Here is a 20,407-nt window from a genome sequence, read left to right as displayed (position 1 = left end):
TTGACTGTGCAAATGGGAAGCCCGATTGGAGTCAGTTCCGAGAAAAGTGGTTCAGCCAAATAGGAGTCTGCTCTCATTCGGGGTGGTGGTATTTCAACAAGGTTCCGCATAAGTGAGGTTCACGGAGCTTAGCTGTCTTAGAACAGCTGAAAGGCGGACGATCCCGTTTGACAAAGTCGAGGTCGTTTAGTGCATAAGTAAAGTTACCACTTTACTGATTCACTTCACTATAAATAGGTGAATGTTAGCTTTGATCAACGATGCCTATTTCGAGGACAAGTTGTTCTTTTGTCCGGAGACACCAACTTGGCAGCGGCCATCACCCATGTGAATGTGTTCACGCATATGAAGCACCTGCTGTGGACCACCTTCCCCTCCTTGTTGGTGGTAGCGATAGTCATGTTCGTGGCGGGACGTGGAGCCCAATCCACAGGTGGTCGCAGCTTTGACAAGGTCGCGGAGATGAACAACACGCTTTCGCAGGCCTTCACCTGGAACGTGGTCATGCTGCTTATACCCCTCCTGATCATCCTGATCGGGTCGGCGTGGAAGAAGCCGACCATTCCGGTTATGCTGCTCTCGTCCGCGGTGGCTATGTTCAATGCCGTCGTCATCCAGCACTTCTCCGTCACCAATGCATTCAACGCCATCGTCAACGGGTTCGACACCTCTATGCTCCCCAAGGGCTTCAACTTGGGCCCGGCAGCCAAGGACATTACCAGTCTGCTGAACCGGGGTGGCATGGAGAGCATGATGAGCACCCTCCTGATTGCATTCTGTGCCCTGTCCTTCGCAGGGGTGCTTTCGGCCTCCGGGGCTTTGAACAAGATCGTGGAATCCCTGCTCAAGATCAGCAAGAGCACCGGCTCGTTGATTGTCGTCACCCTGCTGACCGGCATCCTGACCATATCCACCACCTGCAACGGCCAGGTATCCCTCCTGCTGCCTGGTGAGCTGCTGAGGCCTGCCTACATCCGCCGAGGTCTGCACCCCTGCAACCTTGGTCGAAGCATAGAGGATTCCGGCACCATATTCGAGCCGATCCTGCCCTGGATAGCCGCTGGCGCCTATATGGCGGCCACCTTGGGCGTACCTACGCTCTCTTATATATATGCCTTGGGCAACCCTCTGCTGGACCGGTGTGATTTTCGCCACCATCTGGGGATACACTGGAATCGGCATTCGCAAGCTGACACCGGATGAGCAGAAGACCATGCTCGCCGAGCTGGACAAGGAGAAGGAAGCGTAGAGCCGTTTCTTTGCTATATCGAATCGGCGCCGCAACCAGACAATGCCTGTTGTGGCGCTTTTCTTGTCAGCCGGAAAACGGATATGGACCTGCATGGGTTCGGTCTCTTCTCATTGTCCGGAAATTAGCAAGTTGGTTATCCAGGCTTCAACGACCGGCGCTGAGCTTAACGGCGTTAATACAGGTTTCTGTCTTTCTATCGATCGCAGAATCAGTATGTTTGACTATGAAAGCAGCACTTATATAACTAGTCTGATTTCAGTGAACAGCAAAGACCAGGAGTTTAGTAATTTTATCTTTATATCGAGTACTTTGTTGCGGCTGTTATGTTGAATCGATAGCCGATAAGTTTTAAATATTATGAAACTTAACCAGTATCCATAATCTCAAAAAACAGACTCAGCAGCACTTGATAAGTCCTTGAAAAAACAGAAAAATCTATCCTTTGTCTGCGCCAGACTTTATTTTCAACACGCGCGAAATAAATTGACAGATGCTTATATGCAATTAACATTGTAGGTACAAAGTCAAAAGAGGGTTGGTCACATTGACCAGCTCTTCACTAATGGGGCAGCGCTTTTCGAAGCGGATGCCCCATTAGTTTAACTGCGGGGGCCAATGTGGACAGTTCAAAGCGCACGTGTCTTGCTAAAAGCCTCGATTTTCAAATTGCTAATTTGCAAAACGATGGCATCGTATTCGACATCTGTAATGAGGAATCCGCTAAAGCATATCTATCTGCAAATACCTATCTATTTAGGATTAAGCGATATGCTTCCAATTTCAACAAGCACGATGACGGGAAGTACAAGAATCTCGATTTCGCTGTACTCAAGGATTTGGCGGTCATTGACTATGAGCTCAGGATGGCACTGGAATATCTGGTAGCAAACGCGGAACATGATTTGAAAGTGCGATTTAATAATTTGTTGATGTCAAATTCTGAGCTTGACGGTAGACGAGTCGCAAAGCTGGTTGATCCAGATGATCGCTTTGTATTTGATGAAAAAATTGGCTATCGAAATCAGCACGATGGCAGGTCTGGCAAGACAGGAATCAAGCTTAAATATTCTCCTTATTCAGATGATATGGTTCGCAGATATTTCCCTGACCCGGAAATATGGAATCTCTGGGAATGCTTCAATCTAGGTGATTTGATTGATTCATACATGAAGTATTTGAAGTCATTACATCTGAGAGATAATGCTACAAAATTTTTCGGCAACTTCCGTAGGCTACGAAATGCGGTATCGCATAGTGCCCCGTTACTGTTGGATGTGGATAGAACAAACAAGCAGGGCCATGTGCCTCAGACTGAGTTTGTTGATGGGTGTTTGTGTGATTTATTCCAAATGGATAACCCCCCGGCACCTATTCCAAGTACGATTAAGAAATCGCAACTTGTCTATGACTATTCAAGTTTCTTGTGCATGTTTCTTATAGTCTGTAACAGTATGCCCATACGACGCATAGCAGCAAAATTGATATTAGATCTAGAACAAAGAATATGCAAGAATTACGAGCAGTATTATCAGGGGAACCCGGAGTGCATCCACTTAAGGAATACCCTTGCGTGCATTATTCGTATTTCGAGAGCGTTCTCGAATTACATTAAAGTTGAAAGAAACCAGCCGCATCAAAGCGGAAGATTGCATTTTATCCCTCAGCCTTCTTCTGTTAAGTGAATTCTGTTCAGTCAACAGTTCAAGGTGATCTGTTTATTGGAGAGCAAAATTTTTGGCCGTCTTTGGTAGAATGGTCGGCACTTTCCTTGTTTATTAGTGTTGAAACCGACTCTGTAACTCAATAGTGATTCCAGGCTTTTATCATTGATTTCTTTGTTCCTGCCGGAAGCATTGCTGAAAGTTATCTTTAAATAGAATGATTTGGTAGGGTGTGGTCATCCATTCAGTGGCGTAATGATAACAGTGAAGATACATTCGGCTGTATGAGCTTCAGCCGCTAGGGTGTCTACCCCACTGCATCATTGCCATCCACGCTGTAGTCGCAGTTGGAGAGTCAATATTTGCCAAAAAGATGATGCAAAAGGAGTCTTGAAGAACCTCGGAAATCCCTACCTGTGGAGCTAGCCGGATTCGAACCGGCGACCCTCTGCTTGCAAAGCAGATGCGCTACCAGCTGCGCCATAGCCCCGTGAATGTGAAAAGAACTTCAACCGCGCAAGAATGCGTGGGCCTGGGAGGACTTGAACCTCCGACCTCATCCTTATCAGGGATGCGCTCTAACCAGCTGAGCTACAGGCCCATGCCGTGTGATCGAAGAATCACACAAATGGATAGCTTACCATAGTGTCCCCTCAAGTCAATCTCGGCGGCGTCGCGTCGCGTCTTGGCGGAAGAATGGTGGTTATGAGGCGGAAACGGCGTGCGGAACCAGTCCGGTCGGAGCAGCTGGAGGTCGGCGGCGAGACGGTTCTGGTCATCAGGAAGCGGATTGCCAACGTCTATCTGCGGGTCAAACCGCCTGACGGCCATCTGGAAGTGACGGCGCCTCTGGCCTTGAGCGATGACCGGATTCGCCTCTTTATCGACGGCAAGCGCCGCTGGATCGCAACCACTAGGGAACGTCTGGCCCGTTCACGCGATGTCTACACCCAACCCGGAGCCGATGGCCAGCTGTCGCCGGACCGGTCCGAGGCCGAAGCCAAGAGAATTCTACAGGAGAGGCTGCCAACTTTGCTGGATCGTTGGGTTCCTGTGGTGGGCCGTCGGCCTGAGCGTATCAGTCTGCGGAAGATGAAAACGCGCTGGGGCTCCTGCACCCCTGCCACTGCCAGCATCCGGCTCAACACCGACCTGGCTTGGCTGGCTCCTGACCTGCTGGAGTACGTGCTGGTTCACGAGCTGACCCACCTCTATGAGCATGGCCACGGCCCCGGCTTCCGCGCGCGGATGGATCGCTATATGCCTGACTGGACAGAGCGCCGTCGTCGGCTCAACCGCTATCTGGCTTTGTGACTCCAGAAGCTTAGACATCTGAAGCTATGACTCCTAGAGCCATGATTTCCGGAGCCATTAACTCCGCGTGATTTCTGAACTTGTGCAATGCGCGCTTGTGAAGTATGAACCTGGGGCATCATCCGTGCTGGTGATTTCCGAATCCGAACCCTCGCTAGGCCATCTGATACGAAGCTGGAATGGTTTTTGATGTGTCCTGTCTATCCTGATCTAACCTGACTATGCGGCCTGATTCAGACCGATCTGACTTTGATCTGTTCTAACTCGGATCTGTTCTAACTCAACCCGATCTTGCTTTGATTCGTTCCGACCCTGCTCAAGGTTGGTTTACTCCACCACATTTGTCATCGAAGACCGACGGGAGACTGCCGCAGCCCCTGCTGGTGCGCTAACGTTGAGGAAGAGGGGCGATCCTGCAGCAGCCAGGCAGGCTCCCTGCGACCCGGAGGCGAGTGTGGAACCGATCCGGGGCAATCGATCATGAAGGAGCGGATGAAATGACGGAATCCAAGAAGACAACCAAGCGTGCCTTGGTGACCGGCGCTTCCAGCGGCATCGGCCAAGCCAGTGCGCGGGCCTTGGTGGACAAGGGCTGGAAGGTGGTCGGTCTGGCCCGGCGCGAGGACAATCTCAAGGCTCTGGCTGACCAGCTGGGTCAGAACTTCACCTATGAGGTCTGCGACGTGACTGATGAGGACTCCACCCAGGCGGCCGTCGATGCCGTGCTCAAGGGCGGTCCAGTCAAAGCTCTGGTCAACTGTGCTGGCGCGGCCTTCGGCAAGGATCCGGTGGCTATCTCCAGCCTGGACGATTGGCGCGGCATGTACGAGCTGAACGTCATCGGCACCCTGCGGGTCATCCAGAAGCTGCTCCCGGCCCTGAAAGAGTCGGAGGGCACGGTTCTCGTCATCTCCTCGACGGCAGGCATCGAGCCCTACGAGGGCGGCGGTGGATACTGCGCGTCCAAGGCGGCGGAACGGGTCATGGCCCGCATTCTGCGGCTGGAACTGATTGGCGAGCCAGTGCGCGTGGTCGATATCGCCCCTGGTCTGGTCCACACCGATGAGTTCTCCCTGAAACGGTTCGGCGGTGATAGCGACCGGGCCGATGCGGTCTACGCCGGGGTGCCCGACCCGCTGACCGCCGAAGACATCGCAGGATGCGTCACCTGGGCCCTGGAGCAGCCCGACACTGTGGACATCGACCAGATTGTGGTCCGTCCCCGGGCCGAAGGCTCCTACACCAAGCTTTACCGTCGCAGCTGAGCCTGGTAAGGGACCGATGCTGTCAAAACTGATTCTGTCAGAAACCGAGCTTGGCAGGTTGATTCCGGCGGGAACCGGGTCTGGCAGAGGTTGGGTCTTGGCAGCTAAGCCTATGTGTGCCTGGCGGAACGCAGTCGACCGGGAATGGTGCCGACGGCCACGATGAGTACGGACAGGATTGACCCTGCCAGCACGCCCAGCAGTGCTGACTCCAGGTGCGGGGATCCGGCGAAGGCCAGGTTGGCGATTAAGAAAGACATGGTGAAGCCGATTCCACAGAGCTGGCAGAGGCCGATCATGTTTCCGGTCGTGGAGCCGGCAGGTCGCCGCAGCCCCAGATGACTTGCCAGGATCACCATGGTCATGATTCCCAAGGGTTTGCCCAAGGCCAGTCCCAGCGCGGCGCCCCAAAAGACCCGGTCAGTCAGCAGTCCGGGTCCCAGCCGATCCAGGGGGATGGACAGCGAGAAGAAAGCGAAAAGGGGCAGGACTACTAGGGCGCTCAAGGGGGTAAGGAAGTGGTCCAGCCGTTCAGCCGGCGATGACGTCGGGTTGCGGCTTGGCTCAATCACAGTTGGTTCGAACCTAGCTGGTTCGGTATTAGCTTGACTGATTCCTGGTGGATTGGTCTCGGTCGGTTCTGTCTCGGATGGTTTTGCCCCGGTTGGCCTGTGCTCGCTTGGCTCAGTTATGTCCGACGCGGTATTGGCCGAAGATTCTTCCGCTTCTGTAGCTTCCGCTTCAGCCGCCTTCGACCTGGCGACAGGAGCCAGCAGCCCCATCGCAACTCCTGCCAGCACAGGGTGGATTCCGGCCTTGAAGAGGCTGTACCAGGCCAGTAGACCGCCCGCAAGGGCACCCAACAAGCAGAGAGGCACCAAGGGTCGCCAGAGCCGGGCGGAACGGCTCGCTGCCCGGATCAGCAACGCCCAGACCACGAGACCGACCAGGCAGACAAGCAGCCAGCCGGGTTGAACCGCGCTGGAGTAACCCAGGGCGATCAGCAGGACGCCGATCAGGTCGTCGAAGATGGCCAGAGTCATCAAAAAGGCCTGCAGGGCGGGCCCGGCCTTGGGCAGGAGCAGTTGCAGAGCCGCCAGGGAGAAGGCTACATCGGTGGCCGTTGGGACAGCCCAGCCGCGCAACCCGGCAGGGGAGCCCAGGTTGAACAGGCAGTAGATCAGGATCGGAATGGCCACACCGCCCAGAGCGGCCAGCATGGGCAGCAGGACCTGCCTGTGGTCGCGTAGCGTGCCCGTGGCAGCCTCCTGGCGCAGGTCAAGACCCATGGTCAGGAAGAATATGGTCAGCAGCCCGTCCTGTATCCAGTCCTTGAGGGACAGGTTCAATCCACCGGGCAGATCCAGAGGAATCCAAGCGGCAAGAGCGTTCAGCCCCGGCCCGGTCTCTGGCAGGTTGGCCAGGATCAGCCCGGCCAAGGCACAGGCCATCATGAATAGCCCTGTGATCCGATCGTTCTCAGCCAACGATGACAGAGCGGCGAAGAAGGTTGAAGGATGGAGTCGGTTGTGCCGGCCCATGTCAGATCCGCCTTGCCCGCGCTGTGGATTTGATGGTTGGGCATTCGATGGCTTGGAATCCGACGGTCCGGAATTCAGTTGGGGGTCTGATGGTTGGAGGCCCGACTGCCTGGGATTGAAAGGTTTAAGATTCTGCTGCGGATTCGAATCGTCGTAATCCTGACGTCGTGGATTGATTGGGAATGTTGGGAAGGTAGGCGTGGGCGGCATAATGCTCCTGGTTGGGCGGGTAGGGTTCGGTCTTCCATGGCCGACCAGTCTTCCCGGCGTGAGGCGGCGCCCGGCCGTCTCCCAAGTGTCAATTCTATCCTGAAGCCCAGCAGTCTATCTCGGTTAGAGAAAATGCCAGCGGCCCTGCACCTTTCACGATGCAGGGTCGCTGGCATACCGCTTATCGGAGCGGTGATGAGCTCTCAGAACTCAGTAACTTAGCAACTCAATAAACTCAGAACAGGTGGCTGCGCATGAACCACTGGAAGTGCTCCAGCTCCTGCACATGGTCCTGCAGAATGTTGGAGCTGACGATGTCCAGGTCGTCCAGCTCCTTGATGGCCTCGCGGTCGCGCTTGATGAAGGTGGTGTAGTAGGTGTCCAGGGCCTTCAGGTAGTCCAGAGCATCCTGGCGGCCGGTCATGGTGATGCCATCCCAGTCGCGGTTCTTCATGATGTCGTCGGGCCGTCCGGCGGGGGAGCCGCCCAGGGTGGCGATGCGCTCGGCTGTCTCGTCGGCCATGTTCAGCACCGAATCGACCTCGGGGTCCATCATCTCGTGGATGCCGATGAATTCCTTGCCCTTCATGTTCCAATGGGCATGCTTGAGGATCAGGGCAGTCTCCTGTTCCTGGCTCAGACGGCTCTGCAGGATGGCGATGACCTTCTCGCTGGTCGCTTCGTCGAGTCCCGGTACGGTAAAGTTCAATGCCATAATCGCTCCTTAAATGTGAAATTATGCCTGCGGTCGGGTCAGCCCGACCTTGTATCTCCAGACTAGAGGAAAAGGCAAGGAAACGCTTGGATTTTGCCGGAATCAACCAGTGAAATCATTCACGGACCATCTGCTACGCTGACAGTCATTTTTTCTTGACTGGCGTGGGACGGTCCCCGGCCGACTGCCAGCTGGGATTCGGTTGGACCATAGCTAGGCTCCAGTCGTAGCGTCGTCTCGGTCAGATTGGACCCGGTCCGGTTATCTTCGGTCTGCTCCCGCTTTGGGATTCGACCTGTCTTCATCTTTCCTGTCTTCGCCGCCTTCGTCATCATCGCCAGCCTGGTCCTCAGCCTCCTGGCGCCGCCTGACCTCGATGGTCTCGATGCGCCGCCCGTCCACCTTGGTTACCGCCATGTCATACCCGTCGTCGGAGTGGATCACGTCGCCCACCTGCCCCATGCGTCCGGTCTGGGCCAGGAAGTAGCCGGCCAGGGTCTCGTAGGGGCCATCCTCCAGCTCAATCCCGGTCAGGTCGGCGAAGTCCTCGATGGTCATGCCGCCGTCGACCGTGGCCACCCCGTTGACGAAGGCGGTCGCCTGGGGATGGGCCGGGTTCTGCTCCTCGGGCAGGTCGTACTCGTCGCGGATGTCACCCACAAGCTCCTCGGTCATGTCCTCCAGGGTGACGATGCCGTCGGTGCCCCCGTACTCGTCGATGACCACGGCCAGGTGGATGCCCTTCTTGCGCAGCTTCTCCAGACTGGGCAGGAGCTTGGAGGTGCCGGGCAGGGCGATGCCGGGCCTGGTCACGTCGGCCACGGTCTTGGCCTGGGGATTGCGCACGTCCATCAGGTCGCGCACGTGGACGAAGCCCAACACGTCGTCGAAGTCGCGTCCGGTCACCGGGTAGCGCGAGTAGGGCTCGTCGTGCACGAATTCGACCGCCTCCTGCAGCGGCATGTCCCCGGCGATGAAGACTACGTCGGCCCTGGGGCGCATGACCTCGGCCACGCTGGTCTCGGAGGCATCGAAGACGTCGCCCAGGATCATCCGCTCGTCCTTGCTCAGGTTGGTGTTGGATGAGACCAGCATCCGCAGCTCGTCGTCGCTGACCTCGGTGTCGGTCTGCTGGGGGTCGAAGCCCAGGATTCGCACGATGAGGTCGGTGTTCTTGCCGATCAGCCAGATCAGCGGCCTGCACAGGGTGGTGAAGACGTCGATGGCCGGAACGACGGCCCTGGCGATGGCCTCGGTGCGCTGCATGGCGATCCGCTTGGGCACCAGCTCGGAGATGACGATGGAGCAGTAGGAGATGATCAGAGTCAGAATCACCGTGGTCAGGGTGCTGGCCAGACCCTCGTGTACGCCCCACCCGGTCAGGACGGGCACCACGTAGGGGGCGATGGATGATGCGCCGAAGGAGGCCGAGAGGAAGCCCGTCAGCGTCACGCCGATCTGCACGGCGGAAAGAAAGGTGTTGGGGTCGCGGGCGATGCGGGCCACCCGGGCGCCGCGCGCGTCCTGCTGCTCCATCTGCTCCAGTTGCGAGCCTCGTAGGGAGACCAGCGCCAGTTCAGTCCCCGAGAAGACGGAACCGAGCAGGAGGAAGAAGAGAATGAGCAGGATGTTCAGCCATAATGCCATGCCTCCAATGCTAGGGTATGGACGCCCCATGTGCCCTATGTCACACCCCAGCGGTGAACCTCCGTCTTCCCCATATAGCGCTACCTGACTAGCATGAAACACGGAAGCAGGTTCGGCTTCAAGCCGACATTCCCAACGCTCCCGAAAGGATTTTTCATGTCACAGCTTCAGCACGAATTGACTGAGTTCACCACGCAGGCCTACCAGGACAACAAGACCTTCCCGGTCTCCAAGAAGGATCTGCTGGGCCACTGGTCCCTGCTCTTCTTCTACCCTGCGGACTTCAGCTTCGTCTGCCCCACCGAGCTGGAGGATCTGGCCAGCAAGTACGAGGACTTCAAGAAGATCGGCTGCGAGATCTACTCCGTCTCCTGCGACACCGAGTTCGTCCACAAGGCCTGGCACGAGGCCAACGAGAAGATCGCCAAGGTCCAGTACCCCATGCTGGCCGATCCGACCGCAACCCTGGCCAAGGACCTGCAGACCTACAACGAGGCCGAGGGCAAGGCCGAGCGCGGCGACTTCATTCTGACCCCTGAAGGCAAGGTCGTGGCCTACGAGGTCATCTCCTCCAACGTGGGCCGCAACGCCGACGAGCTGCTGCGCCGCGTCCAGGCCTCCCAGTTCGTCTACGAGCACGGCGATCAGGTCTGCCCTGCCAAGTGGGAGCCGGGCGAGGACACCATCGAGCCCAGCCTGGATCTGGTCGGCCAGCTCTGATCCGCAGCTGCCAACATCGGGAACTCGCCGATCGGAAGCGACCAGGGCGGGTTCCCTTTTCTGTATTCACGACCAGCATCCAAAACCAGCACATCCGTGCATTCCTTCGGAAGAGGCATTCATGACGGAAGACAAGAATCTTTATGACGTGGTCGTCATCGGCGGCGGCCCTGCAGGCCTGAGCGCAGGACTCTATCTGGCCCGGGCGCGGTATCGCACCCTGATCCTGGAGAAGGATGACTTCGGCGGCCAGATCACCATCACGGCCGACGTGGTCAACTACCCGGGCGTGGCCAGCACCGACGGCCGCAAGCTGACCGAGACCATGCGCCAGCAGGCCCAGAACTTCGGAGCCGAGTTCATGAGCGCCGAGGCCACCGGCATCGAGGCTCAGGGCGACATCAAGGTGGTCCACACCTCCCGGGGCGACCTGCGCACCTTCGGCATCCTGATCGCCACCGGCGCCAGCCCCCGCAAGATAGGCTTCCAGGGCGAGCAGGAGTACGCGGGCCGCGGTGTGGCCTACTGCGCCACCTGCGACGGCGAGTTCTTCACCGGGCGTGAGGTCCTGGTGGTCGGCGGCGGGTTCGCGGCAGCCGAGGAGTCGGTCTTCCTGACCAAGTACGCCACCAAGGTGACCCTGCTGGTGCGCGAGGAGGACTTCACCTGTGACGCTGCCGTGGCTGACGAGGCCCGGGACAACGACAAGATCGAGATTCACTACTCCACAGAGCTCAAGGGTGTCTCCGCAGGCCCCGGCGGGCTGGTCGAGGCCACCATTTTGGACCGCAAGAGCGGGCAGACCACCACCTGGAAGCCCCAGGACGGCGGCACCTTCGGCGTCTTCGTCTTCGCTGGCTACGTGCCCCAGACCGGCATGCTCAAGGGCGTGGTGGATCTGGACGACCACGGCTACGTGCTGACCCATGGCTACCTGGAGACCTCGGTGCCCGGCATCTACGCCGCCGGGGATCTGCGGGTCAAGAACCTGCGCCAGGTCATCACCGCCACCGCCGATGGTGCTGTGGCCGCCGTGGAGCTGGAGCGCTACGCCTCCAACATGTCGGACAAGACCGGCCTGGTGCCGCCGCGTCCCGAGGATTCCCCCTACGCCCGCTCCGAGCGGCAGGCCGAGAACTCCGCCCTGGCCTCGGGCACCTCGCCCGCGCCTGTGGCCCAGGAGCACGACCAGGCCCCGGCCAAGACCTCCGGCTTCTTCGGGCCGGACATCCGCAAGCAGCTGGACATGGTCTTCGGCAAGATGACCGGAAAGCTGGAGTTGGCCCTGGATCTGGACGGCAGCCAGGTCTCCAAGGAGCTGGAAGCCTTCGTGGACGAGCTGGTCGGGCTCTCCGATGGCAAGCTGACCTCCAGGGTCGACTCCCGCACGGAGGAAGACAGCAAGGACTACGATCCCGCCGGCGACCTGCCCGATGCCCGGCCCAGCGTGCGCATCTGCCGCGTGGATGACCAGGGTGTCTCCCAGCCGACCGGGCTGGCCTTCCACGGCGTGCCCAGCGGCCACGAGTTCAACTCCTTCGTCCTGGCCCTCTACAATGCGGCGGGCCCCGGCCAGCAGGTGGATCAGCCCACCTCGGACCGGATCGATGCCATCAAGGACCAGGTGGATGTGATGATGCTGGTCTCCCTGACCTGCACCATGTGCCCGACCACGGTCCTGTCCGCCCAGCGGGTGGCGGCCCAGAACGGCAAGGTGCGCGCCGAGGCCTACGATCTGGCCCACTTCCCCGAGCTGAAGGACCAGTACCAGGTCATGAGCGTCCCCTGCATCGTCATCCGCAAGGACGGCCAGGAGACCGTGGAGTTCGGCAAGAAGTCCGTTCCTGAAATGCTGGATCTGATCGGAGCCTGACCCTGGGTCTGAGCCTGAACAGATTCTGAGAAGGCGCTGACGTCAATGCCTTTGTGGCGATGATGTCGGTGCCTTTTCTGGTGTAAGCCTCTGAATTACGTTGATGGAAAATTGCTGATGCTATCCACGGTCTACACAGTCCGCCGCCTTCGTGGTGCAAGCGGTGACCGTCGTCATCATGATCGGCTCGACAATATGGAATGATTACGCTCTATCCTGCTACATCCTGACCAATCCTCCGACCCAGACCACTCCTTTCGGTCCTGGCTCATGGCGTAATGGCCCCCGGCCGCAGCCGTGCCATCCTGGTCCACGTCCAGTTGGACGAATCCCTGCATAATCGTGGTGTTTATCTACGTATTCCCGACCTGGACCGATCCTGCCAAGCCCAGGGCCTCGCTGGAGCACTTGGATCCGACCGGTCCGCTGGGCACCGCCGAGGTCACCGGCACCTATCTGGAGCGCGTGGGCATCCGCATGCCCCGCTGCCAGCCCGAGACCATCCGTCTGATCGACCTGGTCCGGGTCTGACCCGCCGCCATCAGTCACACCACAGGGATGGAGGAGCACTGAATCATGAACCCAACCAGCCTTAGCCTGGGAGAGCCGGACTGGATCACGCTGACCACCAATGCCGACAGGGAGACTGCGCCCGCAGGCCCTGGACTAGATTCGCCAGGACATCGCCCAGCCAGGACGGCTGGCACTTCTAGGATCGGAGCCTGACCAGCGGCCTGCAGTGGGAGCGGACCAGGCAGATCGGGGTCAACACCCTGGCCTTCCGCTTGCCCCAGAACGGGAGCTTCTACGCCACCGACGCCGACTGCGTGGGCATATCTGACTCAATCGACTGGGAGCTCAACCGTCAGTGGATGGACCTGCTGGCGCGGACCGGCACCCCGCTCTTCTTCTCAGCCCGTCCCGGCGGTCTGACCGCCGACCAGGAGGGCCAGCTCAGACAGGCCTTGGCCCTGGCCTCGACCGGCGGCGCCCATGCAATCCCTTCGGACTGGCTGATCAACGACTGCCCTGAAATTTGGACTGACGACGACGGCGCTCGCCGATACTCCTGGTATGAGCCGGCTGGCCTGGAGTTCGCGGACATGCCCGAGCGCTACGACGGGTATCTTTCCGCCGTCTAGAAGTAGATGGCGGCCGTGCTCGGTTGGGATGGGCACAGCCGCCTGTTCGCCGGATTGCAGTGATGGGAATCCGGCCTTACTCGTGCGAAGCACAGCGGGGAATATTCGATAACGACATTTACAGAGCCTCCCAAGAACTCTGCCGACTGTCTCCCCAACAGACGGTGCATGTCATTCGTTTCTGCATCTTTGTACAGTGATACAACCCTATCATCGCGCAATGACTATGACAGCCGGATCCAGTGTCGGCGGAACTCAAGGCTGGCGGAATCTGTAAACAGCGGCCAGGCTGACTGGGGTTGTGTGCCCGTGGCCGGCCTGGCCGTGTTACCCTCTCTCCCAGGCGGAGGCGGGGGCGTGCATGCCTATCCTCGGCTTCTGCCTGCGGAAGTGTGGTGGGGGCGCGGGAGGGAGTGTCGGCTCCCTTGGGGTTTGAGCCTTCAGTGACACTTTTCCTCCCTGCTCCCCCTGTATGGGCCGGGGGCGGGGGGATTGTTACGCCGCCCCCGGCCGCTCTTACTCATACGAAGCATGTGATAGTTGGCGTGTTTCCCGCCGGTGGCGGCGAGATGCCAGCACCCCGCCCATGCCGGTCATGCCCGTGGCCAGGGCGAGCAGGATGCCCTCCCCGCCCGCCCGGGGGAGCACTGCAGGCAGGTACGTGTAACGGAGAGAAGTGTCCGGCTGCTGGGGTGTGCCGCCCAGCGTGTAGTCCACGCTGACCGTGACCGTGCCCGGCGCGTGTGCAGGCGTGAGCACGCTGACGCTGCTGCCATCACCGCGCATCAGGCCTGTTGCGGCGGTCTGGTCGAATCTGACGCCGGTGATCACCAGCTTGAATACCACCGGAACAGGAACAACACTGTAGCCTTTTACATCAGGATTGCTGAGCGAGCCAAAGAAGTTGTTTCCCCAGGCGTAGGCGTTGCCGTCGCTGCCCAGGGCCAGTGAATGAGTGTTTCCGGCGCTGACCTGCAGGTAGGTGAAGTCCGTGGGCGTGCCTGCAGGCTTGCCCACTTTGACCGGCGTAGGCCGGTCGGTTTGCGTCCCGTCGCCGAGCCTGCCATACATGTTGTATCCCCAGGCGTAGGCGTTGCCGTCGCTGCCCAGGGCCAGCGAATGAAGGTATCCGTCGCTGACCTGCAGGTAGGTGAAGTCCGTGGGCGTGCCTGCAGGCTTGCCTACTTTGACCGGCGAAGTCTTTTGAGTGGTCTTTGTCCCGTCGCCGAGGCCATAGTCGTTGTTTCCCCAGGCGTAGGCGTTGCCGTCGCTGCCCACGGCCAGCGAATGATCGGTTCCGGCGCTGACCTGCAGGAAGGTGAAGTCTGTGGGCGTGCCTGCAGGCTTGTATACTTTGACCGGCGAAGTCTGCTTGGAGGTATCGGTGATCGTGGTTGCCCCGTCGCCGAGCTGGCCGTAGCTGTTGTTTCCCCATGCGTAGGCGTTGCCGTCGCTGCCCAGGGCCAGCGAATGAGCGTTTCCGGCGCTGACTTGCAGGTAGGTGAAGTCCGCGGGCGTGTCTGCAGGCTTGTCTACTTTGACCGGCGTAATCTTTTGAGTGGCGGTTGTCCCGTCGCCGAGCTGGCCATAGTCGTCGTATCCCCAGGCGTAGGCGTTGCCGTCGCTGCCCAGGGCCAGCGAATGATAGTATCCGGCGCTGACCTGCAGGAAGGTGAAGTCCGTGGGCGTGTCTGCAGGCTTGCGTACTTTGACCGGCGTAATCTTTTGAGTGGTCTTTGTCCCGTCGCCGAGCTGGCCGTAGTCGTTGCGTCCCCAGGCGTAGGCGTTGCCGTCGCTGCCCAGGGCCAGCGAATGAAATTGTCCGGCGCTGACCTGCAGGTAGGTGAAGTCCGTGGACGTGCCTGCAGGCTTGCTCACTTTAGCCGGCATAGTCCGGGTGGTGGTTGTCCCGTCGCCGAGTTGGCCATTGCCGTTGATTCCCCATGCGTAGGCGTTGCCGTCGCTGCCCACAGCCAAGGAATGATAAGAGTATGATGCGCTGACCTGGTTGAACCTGATGCCTCGGCTGGTGTCCGGCGGGGTGATGGTGGTGGTTTCCTTGCCGAACTGGCTGCCCTTGTCGGGGCTGATGCTCCATGTGCTGTCGGGGTCTTTGAAGGTCCAGTGGGCGGTGAGGGTGAGGTTTTGGGTGACGGGTTTGCTGAAGTCGTAGGCGACCTGCCCGGTGAACCATCCGTCGAACTGGTAGCCTGGGCGCGTCGGGTCGGGGGAGGGGCGCTGGACTCTGCCGTAGACCGGCTGGATGCTCTGGTCCTGTGGGGGCGGGTTTCCTCCGCCTGTGTCGAAGCGGACCGTGTAGGCGGAGCCCTGGCGGAGGTCTCTGGTCAGGGTCTGGTCGACGGTGTACGTAAGGCTTCTGGTGAAGGGCTGGTCGTCCTGCCTGCCGGTGATGGTGATGGCGGCCGGGCCGGGCTGGCGGGCGGGGATGTCCGTCTGCCAGGCGTCGCCGGTCCTGCTGAGTTTGAGCGGCTGGCCGTCCATGCCGGCTGTTTCCAGGGTGGGCGCTGTGGCGGTGCCGAGCCGGGCCGGCTGGCCGGGCCGGCCCTGCCCGTCCAGGCTCCACTGGTATAGGCCGCCCTGCCTGCTGGTGGCGGTGATCCTGCCGCCTGCAAGGACGGCCTGCGTGTAGGCCCGGTTCCCGTCGTCCGCCCGGGCGGGCGCTTCGCCGGGCTTCCAGGCCCAGACGCGGCCGTCCCTGCTGGTGATGACGGCCTGGTCATTGCCGGTGGTGATTCGGCTGGCCTTCAGGTTTTCCGGCAGGCCGGCGGCCGTAAGGCTGGTCGTGCCGTCGGCCTGGTGCCAGGCCTGCCCGTCCGCGTCCAGGAGGAGGAACCCCTGGTTGAGGGCCTGGGCCTGGACGATACGGATTTGTGTGTCCTGCCTGATGCGTGCGGGCTTGACGTTGCCGGTCTTGCTCGCGTCCCAGGCCCAGGCCTGCCCGTCCGTGTCCAGGACGAGGGCCCGGCCGCCGGAGGCGGCGGCGGTGACGGCCCGCGCCTGTCCGGGCAGGCCGGTCGTGGCCTGCTCCAGGAATTTCGGGTTCGTGTTTTGACCGTCTTTCCGGCTGGCCTGGTAGGCGTGGACCTGTCCCTGCCGGTCCACCGCCAGCAGAAGGTCGCCGTCCATGCTGATGCCGGTGAATCGGGTGTCCTGGTTGGCATCGAGGATGGTGGGTGTCGATTGTCCGTTGGCCCAGGCGTAGATCCGCTGGTCGGATCCGAGCGCGGCCTGCAGCCGGCCGCCTGCCGCGGCCTGCAGCCAGCGGAACCCGTCGGGAGCCTGGGCGGGGAAGGGGACCCGCTTGGGCGCGCCCTCCTGCGTCCAGGTGTGGATTCGCCCGTCGCCGGTCAGGCCGACTGTCTGCTCGCCTGCGGCCTGGACGTTGACGTAGTAGGGCTCCTGCAGGCTGGGCGGGCTGATGGTCAGCCGGGCGCCGGCGGCGGGCCCGTGGTCCGGGCTCAGCGTCCAGTCCGTGATCCTCGACCATTGTGCTTTCAGGGTCGTGTCCTGGAGGATGGGAGTCTGGAAGTCGAAAGGCTCGCCGTCAAGCGTCCACCCGTCGAACCGGAAGCCTTCGCGTACAGGATTCTGTTGTGGGGGAGCGGCGAGGGTGCCGGTCTTCACGGTTGACTGTGTTGGCTTGCTGCCGTCGGCAGGGTCGAAGCGCACCGTGTGCGCGGCCTGATCGCTGGTATCGGATGGCTTAGTTGGAGCGGGTTCTGTCTTATCCTGATCGCCCGTCGTCGATGACGGGGTGCCCGTCGTTGGGTTTAATGGTGTGGTGGCTTGTATCGGCGATGGTGTGGGCAGTGGGGTGCTGGTTGTGTTGCTGGGGAGAGTGCCGGGGGTTTGCTCAGCTACGCGAGGGGTCTGACGACCCCCCCCCCCCCGGTGAGTATGGGAGCATCCGCTTGGGCGGATGCGACACCCAAGCCTGCCAGCAGGCTGATCAGGACGGTCATCATCGCCAGAATGCGACGCAGGCGGGAAACCAGATGCATGAAACCAAACCCCCTCACCAAACATCAAGCGGTATCAATACCGCCTGCCTAAAAAAGTTCTTCTTGTCGGAAAGCCACCCTTTGCTCAGCGCCAGCTCTACATTACATTGCAGAAACCAAGACGAAAACCAGCCACCTTCTCGACGTCCCTACTTTTCACTCTACCATTCGATCCGCAAACAACACACGACCACATCAGGGGCCCTTGGATATGGCGAGGCCCCGCCTCCTGCTATCTGCAAGAGAACGGGGCCTCATCCTTGAACCATCAAGCGGGGATCAGCCGGTGTTCTGCAGGCCGGCGGCGACTCCCGAAACGGTGCAGAGGATCAGGTAGATGAAGTCGGCCTGTTGGCTCTTGCTGAGCTCCTCCTTGTCGTTGCGACGACGCAGGGCCCGCAGGGCGCGCACCTGAGTCACCGACAGGGCGTCCACATATGGAGAGCGGATCCGGATGGCCTGGCCCAGCACGTGGCGGTGCTGCAGGGGCCACTCGTCGCCCACGATCTGCAGGACCCACTTGCGGGTCAGCTCCATCTCCGAGAGGACCTTCTGGCTCAGGTCGTCCCGGTCGCCCAGGGAGAGGTACATCTTGGCGATGCGCTCGTCGGTCTTGGCCAGGCTCATCTCGATGTTGTCGATGAAGGTGCTGAAGAGGGGCCACTCCTCGTAGGCCTGACGCATGGTCTCCAGGTCGCCGAACTTCTCGCAGGCGGTGCCCAGGCCGTACCAGGCGGCCAGGTTGATGCGGGCCTGCGCCCAGGAGAAGACCCAGGGTATGGTCCGCAGATCGTCCAGGGACTTGGCGCCCAGGCCGCGCTTGGCGGGCCGGGAGCCGATGGGCAGCAGGCCGATTTCGTTCAGGGGCGTCACGATGGAGAACCAGGGGGCGAAGTCCGGCGTGTGCAGCAGGTCCAGGAAGCGCTCGTGGGCGGCCTGGTCCAGCTTGTCGGCCATGTCCGCGTACTTCTCGGTCATGGTGGTGTTGCGCTCCTCCACGCTGGGCGCGGACTGGAGCAGGGTGGCTGCAGCCACGGACTCGATGTGGCGGATGGCCAGGACCGGGTTGCCGTAGCGGGCGAAGATGACCTCGCCCTGTTCGGTCAGCTTGAACCGGCAGTTGACCGAGCCCACAGGCTGGGCCAGCACGGCCCGGTTGGCGGGGCCGCCGCCACGGCCTACGGCGCCGCCGCGTCCGTGGAAGAGGGTCAGGTCGATGTCATGGCTCTCGGCCCACTTGGCGATGCGCTCCTGGGCGGAGTGCAGGGCCAGGGTCGCCGAGACGGGGCCGGCGTCCTTGGAGGAGTCGGAGTAGCCCAGCATGACCTCCATCTTGTTACCGGTCTCCTTGAGCCGGGCCTGGACCTCGGGGATCTTGATGATCTCCTCCAGCACGTCCACCGAGTTCTGCAGGTCCTCCAGCTGTTCGAACAGGGGGATCACGTCGATGACCGGCACGTCCTCGGCATGCTCGAAGGCCAGCCGGTTGAGCTCGTAGACGTCCTTGACGTTCTGCGCCGACTTGGTGAAGGAGATGATGTAGCGGCGTGCGGCCTTCTGGCCGTTGCGCTTCTGGATGGCTCCCAGGGCCCGGAAAGTGTCGAGCACCTCGTGGGTCATGGGCTGCAGCTCGCCGCGCTCGCCGTGCAGGCCGTGCTCGCGGATGTCCTCCAGGGCGCGGGCGTGGACCAGGGAGTGCTGGCGGAATTCCATCTCGACCATGTGGAAGCCGAAGGTCTGGGCCTGCCAGATCAGATCCTGCAGGGGGCCGTAGGCCTGACGGACCGCGCCCGCCTTGGCCAGGGAGTCCTGGACCACGCGCAGGTCGGCGATGAAGTCGTCGCAGTCGGCATACATAAGGTCGGCGTCACGCTGGATGGTGGCCTGCAGACGGTCGGCGATGACCAGGACCACGGCCCGGTGCAGCTCGTTGTGCGAGATGGTGGTGGCCCGATCGGTCAGGCGCTCGCTCATCTCCTTCTGGTGGCTCCACAGGCTCCTCAGCTCGGGGCTGGGCGGCGTGGTGGTCACCTCCATGGTCATGTTGCGGCCCACGGTGGTGGTGGCCTTGACCAGCGCCTCAAGCATGTGGTCGGAGAACTTGCGGGCCACCTTGCGCGAGACCTTGGCGGTCACATTGGGGTTGCCGTCACGGTCGGAGCCGATCCAGCTGCCCGGGTGGAAGAAGGCGGGGCAGACGGGCTTGACCATGCCGGCCTTCTTGCCCAGCATCCAGTCGTCGAAGCGGCGGTAGACCTTGGGAATGGTCTCGAAGAGCGTGGCGTCGAAGATGTCCAGAATGGTGTTGGCCTCTTCGACGGGTGTCGGCTTCTTGGCTGCGATGGGCGAGGTGCGGAAGAGGGCGTCGATCTCGTTGTGCAGCAGACGCTCGTTCTCCTCCAGCTCGGAACCGCCCAGGCCGCGGCGAACGGCCAGCAGGTTGGCGATGCGCCGGATCTTGCCCTCCACGGCCTTGCGCCGCGCCTCGGTGGGGTGGGCGGTGAAGACGGGGTGGAACTCCAGCTTCTCCAGCAGCTCCGAGGCCTTGGCCGGGCCCATCTCCTGAAGGAGCTGGCTGTAGGCGCTGGTCATCTCGTTGATGGGGTCGGTGCCCTTGACCTTCAGGTCCACCTTGCCCTCGCGCTCATGCAGGACCTTCACCCGGTAGTTCTCCTCGCAGAGGTTGGCCAGGTGGAAGTAGGTGGTCAGGGCGCGGGCCAGCAGCTGGGAATCCTTGATTGAGGTGTCGTCGATCAGGGCCACGGCCTTGGACAGGCCGTCCTCGTCGGGCACGGGGTCCGAGGGGTGGCGGTTGAAGTGCTCGGCGCTGGCCGTCATCACGTCCTCGCGCAGGGAGTCGAACCGCTTGAGCAGCTGTTGATCGAATTCCCCCAACACATCCCTGAGCAGCCGCAGGCACAAGGCCATGTCCTCATCCAACGATTGAGGCAGCTTGCGTTCCTCCGGCCCCTTGGTCCCGGTGCCGGACGTGACCAGGGTCGCATCGGCAGCCGTGATTTGCTGATTACTATCTGTCATCAGTCC

13 protein-coding genes and 2 tRNA genes are annotated in these 20,407 nt (G+C 60.8%); 8 read left to right on the top strand and 7 right to left on the bottom strand.

Going from position 1 to position 20,407, the window contains the following annotated elements; all coding sequences use genetic code 11:
• Positions 1-345 precede the first annotated feature (345 nt).
• Complete coding sequence (locus H3U90_RS03475) at positions 346-1,203, top strand: Na+/H+ antiporter NhaC family protein (protein ID WP_232340492.1); 858 nt, start codon at positions 346-348, stop codon at positions 1,201-1,203.
• Between the two features lie 666 nt (positions 1,204-1,869).
• Entirely contained in the window at positions 1,870-2,934 is a 1,065-nt protein-coding gene (locus tag H3U90_RS03470; RefSeq protein WP_198177056.1) for an Abi family protein, read from the top strand.
• Positions 2,935-3,330: 396 nt separating this feature from the next.
• Here the strand turns inward: H3U90_RS03470 and H3U90_RS03465 are convergent.
• Both H3U90_RS03465 and H3U90_RS03460 read right to left on the bottom strand, forming a co-directional pair.
• Positions 3,331-3,403, bottom strand: a tRNA-Ala gene (locus H3U90_RS03465).
• A gap of 37 nt (positions 3,404-3,440) precedes the next feature.
• Positions 3,441-3,514: transfer RNA gene (locus tag H3U90_RS03460), tRNA-Ile, on the bottom strand.
• 104 nt (positions 3,515-3,618) lie between these two features.
• On the opposite strand from H3U90_RS03460, the gene H3U90_RS03455 reads away from it, so the two are divergent.
• Complete coding sequence (locus tag H3U90_RS03455; protein WP_198177055.1) at positions 3,619-4,227, top strand: M48 family metallopeptidase; 609 nt, start codon at positions 3,619-3,621, stop codon at positions 4,225-4,227.
• A gap of 497 nt (positions 4,228-4,724) precedes the next feature.
• Positions 4,725-5,492, top strand: coding sequence for an SDR family oxidoreductase (locus H3U90_RS03450; protein WP_198177054.1), 768 nt, complete (start codon positions 4,725-4,727; stop codon positions 5,490-5,492).
• Between the two features lie 110 nt (positions 5,493-5,602).
• Here H3U90_RS03450 and nhaA read toward each other — a convergent pair whose 3' ends face one another.
• The 3 genes from nhaA to H3U90_RS03435 all read right to left on the bottom strand — a co-directional run bounded on the left by nhaA (position 5,603) and on the right by H3U90_RS03435 (position 9,605).
• Positions 5,603-7,033 (bottom strand): Na+/H+ antiporter NhaA, encoded by a 1,431-nt coding sequence (gene nhaA, locus H3U90_RS03445; RefSeq protein ID WP_198177053.1) that lies wholly within the window; start codon positions 7,031-7,033, stop codon positions 5,603-5,605.
• Between the two features lie 445 nt (positions 7,034-7,478).
• Positions 7,479-7,958: a Dps family protein gene (locus H3U90_RS03440; protein WP_015021094.1), complete on the bottom strand. Its 480-nt coding sequence runs from the start codon at positions 7,956-7,958 to the stop codon at positions 7,479-7,481.
• Between the two features lie 261 nt (positions 7,959-8,219).
• Positions 8,220-9,605 (bottom strand): hemolysin family protein, encoded by a 1,386-nt coding sequence (locus tag H3U90_RS03435; protein WP_232340493.1) that lies wholly within the window; start codon positions 9,603-9,605, stop codon positions 8,220-8,222.
• Positions 9,606-9,761: 156 nt separating this feature from the next.
• Here H3U90_RS03435 and H3U90_RS03430 point away from each other — a divergent pair, with 156 nt between their 5' ends.
• The 4 genes from H3U90_RS03430 to H3U90_RS03415 all read left to right on the top strand — a co-directional run bounded on the left by H3U90_RS03430 (position 9,762) and on the right by H3U90_RS03415 (position 13,340).
• A complete protein-coding gene (locus tag H3U90_RS03430) occupies positions 9,762-10,325 on the top strand; it encodes a peroxiredoxin (protein WP_015021096.1) in 564 nt (187 codons plus the stop codon).
• Positions 10,326-10,446: 121 nt separating this feature from the next.
• A complete protein-coding gene (locus H3U90_RS03425) occupies positions 10,447-12,198 on the top strand; it encodes an FAD-dependent oxidoreductase (RefSeq protein WP_198177051.1) in 1,752 nt (583 codons plus the stop codon).
• Between the two features lie 345 nt (positions 12,199-12,543).
• Positions 12,544-12,729 carry a hypothetical protein gene (locus H3U90_RS03420; RefSeq protein WP_198177050.1) on the top strand — a complete coding sequence of 62 codons (186 nt, stop codon included), beginning with the start codon at positions 12,544-12,546 and terminating at the stop codon, positions 12,727-12,729.
• A 254-nt stretch (positions 12,730-12,983) separates the two neighbouring features.
• Positions 12,984-13,340, top strand: a complete 357-nt coding sequence (locus H3U90_RS03415) for a hypothetical protein (RefSeq protein WP_198177049.1) — start codon at positions 12,984-12,986, stop codon at positions 13,338-13,340.
• 516 nt (positions 13,341-13,856) lie between these two features.
• Here the strand turns inward: H3U90_RS03415 and H3U90_RS03410 are convergent.
• Positions 13,857-16,985 carry an RCC1 domain-containing protein gene (locus H3U90_RS03410; RefSeq protein ID WP_332460575.1) on the bottom strand — a complete coding sequence of 1,043 codons (3,129 nt, stop codon included), beginning with the start codon at positions 16,983-16,985 and terminating at the stop codon, positions 13,857-13,859.
• A 656-nt stretch (positions 16,986-17,641) separates the two neighbouring features.
• On the bottom strand, positions 17,642-20,401 hold the full coding sequence (locus H3U90_RS03405) for a phosphoenolpyruvate carboxylase (protein WP_198177048.1): 2,760 nt from the start codon (positions 20,399-20,401) through the stop codon (positions 17,642-17,644).
• Positions 20,402-20,407: the final 6 nt, after the last annotated feature.

The sequence above is a fragment of the Bifidobacterium sp. W8103 genome (genome assembly GCF_016100775.1).
Classification (GTDB): domain Bacteria; phylum Actinomycetota; class Actinomycetes; order Actinomycetales; family Bifidobacteriaceae; genus Bombiscardovia; species Bombiscardovia choladohabitans.
This window is presented reverse-complemented; position numbering and strand designations above follow the sequence as displayed.

What these genes read in the sequence shown, in the direction of transcription:
- H3U90_RS03475 (WP_232340492.1), top strand. Translation starts at nt 346, where the DNA reads ATGAAGCACCTGCTGTGGACCACCTTCCCCTCCTTGTTGGTGGTAGCG.
- H3U90_RS03455 (WP_198177055.1), top strand. Translation starts at nt 3,619, where the DNA reads ATGAGGCGGAAACGGCGTGCGGAACCAGTCCGGTCGGAGCAGCTGGAG.
- H3U90_RS03450 (WP_198177054.1), top strand. Translation starts at nt 4,725, where the DNA reads ATGACGGAATCCAAGAAGACAACCAAGCGTGCCTTGGTGACCGGCGCT.
- nhaA (WP_198177053.1), bottom strand. Translation starts at nt 7,033, where the DNA reads ATGGGCCGGCACAACCGACTCCATCCTTCAACCTTCTTCGCCGCTCTG.
- H3U90_RS03440 (WP_015021094.1), bottom strand. Translation starts at nt 7,958, where the DNA reads ATGGCATTGAACTTTACCGTACCGGGACTCGACGAAGCGACCAGCGAG.
- H3U90_RS03435 (WP_232340493.1), bottom strand. Translation starts at nt 9,605, where the DNA reads ATGGCATTATGGCTGAACATCCTGCTCATTCTCTTCTTCCTCCTGCTC.
- H3U90_RS03430 (WP_015021096.1), top strand. Translation starts at nt 9,762, where the DNA reads ATGTCACAGCTTCAGCACGAATTGACTGAGTTCACCACGCAGGCCTAC.
- H3U90_RS03425 (WP_198177051.1), top strand. Translation starts at nt 10,447, where the DNA reads ATGACGGAAGACAAGAATCTTTATGACGTGGTCGTCATCGGCGGCGGC.
- H3U90_RS03405 (WP_198177048.1), bottom strand. Translation starts at nt 20,401, where the DNA reads ATGACAGATAGTAATCAGCAAATCACGGCTGCCGATGCGACCCTGGTC.